Origin of the sequence: Streptomyces polyasparticus (genome assembly GCF_014493765.1) — a bacterium.
GTDB lineage: Bacteria > Actinomycetota > Actinomycetes > Streptomycetales > Streptomycetaceae > Streptomyces > Streptomyces polyasparticus.
The window spans coordinates 1-1418 of sequence record NZ_JACTVJ010000097.1 but is presented as its reverse complement, the minus strand read 5'-3'; the positions used below and the strand labels follow the sequence as shown (position 1 = coordinate 1418).

The window sequence follows — 1418 nt, the reverse complement described above, 5'->3', positions numbered from 1 at the left end:
AAACCAGTTCTGCTTGAGCCGATCATGAAGGTTGAAGTAGAAACTCCGGAAGAGAACACTGGTGACGTTATCGGTGACTTGAGCCGTCGTCGCGGTATGCTGCGCGGTCAGGAATCCGAAGTAACCGGCGTTAAGATCCACGCTGAAGTACCGCTGTCCGAAATGTTCGGTTATGCAACTCAGCTGCGTTCTCTGACCAAAGGTCGTGCATCATACACCATGGAATTCCTGAAGTATGATGATGCGCCGAACAACGTTGCTCAGGCCGTTATTGAAGCCCGTGGTAAATAATCCACAGGATTAAAACCTAAGTCCCGTGCTCTCTCCGAAGGGGAGAGCACTATAGTAAGGAATATAGCCGTGTCTAAAGAAAAATTTGAACGTACAAAACCGCACGTTAACGTCGGTACTATCGGCCACGTTGACCATGGTAAAACAACGCTGACCGCTGCCATCACTACCGTACTGGCTAAAACCTACGGTGGTTCCGCTCGCGCATTCGACCAGATCGATAACGCGCCGGAAGAAAAAGCTCGTGGTATCACCATCAACACCTCTCACGTTGAATATGACACCCCGACTCGCCACTACGCGCACGTAGACTGCCCGGGCCACGCCGACTATGTTAAAAACATGATCACCGGTGCTGCGCAGATGGACGGCGCGATCCTGGTTGTTGCTGCGACTGACGGCCCGATGCCGCAGACTCGTGAGCACATCCTGCTGGGTCGTCAGGTAGGCGTTCCGTACATCATCGTGTTCCTGAACAAATGCGACATGGTTGATGACGAAGAGCTGCTGGAACTGGTTGAGATGGAAGTTCGTGAACTGCTGTCTCAGTACGATTTCCCGGGCGACGACACCCCGATCGTTCGTGGTTCTGCTCTGAAAGCGCTGGAAGGCGACGCAGAGTGGGAAGCGAAAATCATCGAACTGGCTGGCCACCTGGATACCTATATCCCGGAACCAGAGCGTGCGATTGACAAGCCGTTCCTGCTGCCGATCGAAGACGTATTCTCCATCTCCGGTCGTGGTACCGTTGTTACCGGTCGTGTAGAGCGCGGTATCATCAAAGTAGGTGAAGAAGTTGAAATCGTTGGTATCAAAGAAACCGCGAAAACCACCTGTACTGGCGTTGAAATGTTCCGCAAACTGCTGGACGAAGGCCGTGCTGGTGAGAACGTAGGTGTTCTGCTGCGTGGTATCAAACGTGAAGAAATCGAACGTGGTCAGGTACTGGCTAAGCCGGGCACCATCAACCCGCACACCAAGTTCGAATCTGAAGTGTACATCCTGTCCAAAGACGAAGGCGGCCGTCATACTCCGTTCTTCAAAGGCTACCGTCCGCAGTTCTACTTCCGTACTACTGACGTGACTGGCACCATCGAACTGCCGGAAGGCGTAGAGATGGTAATGCC

Annotated in this window: 1 protein-coding gene and 1 pseudogene; both read left to right on the top strand. The window is 52.9% G+C overall.

Annotation, left to right across the window (positions count from 1 at the left end; translation table 11 throughout):
* A pseudogene (gene fusA / locus H9Y04_RS49050) lies at positions 1-291 on the top strand (elongation factor G); the annotation flags it as partial.
* Between the two features lie 69 nt (positions 292-360).
* Positions 361-1418 (top strand): elongation factor Tu (tuf, locus tag H9Y04_RS49045; protein ID WP_187820140.1); only part of this gene is annotated, 1058 nt, incomplete at its 3' end.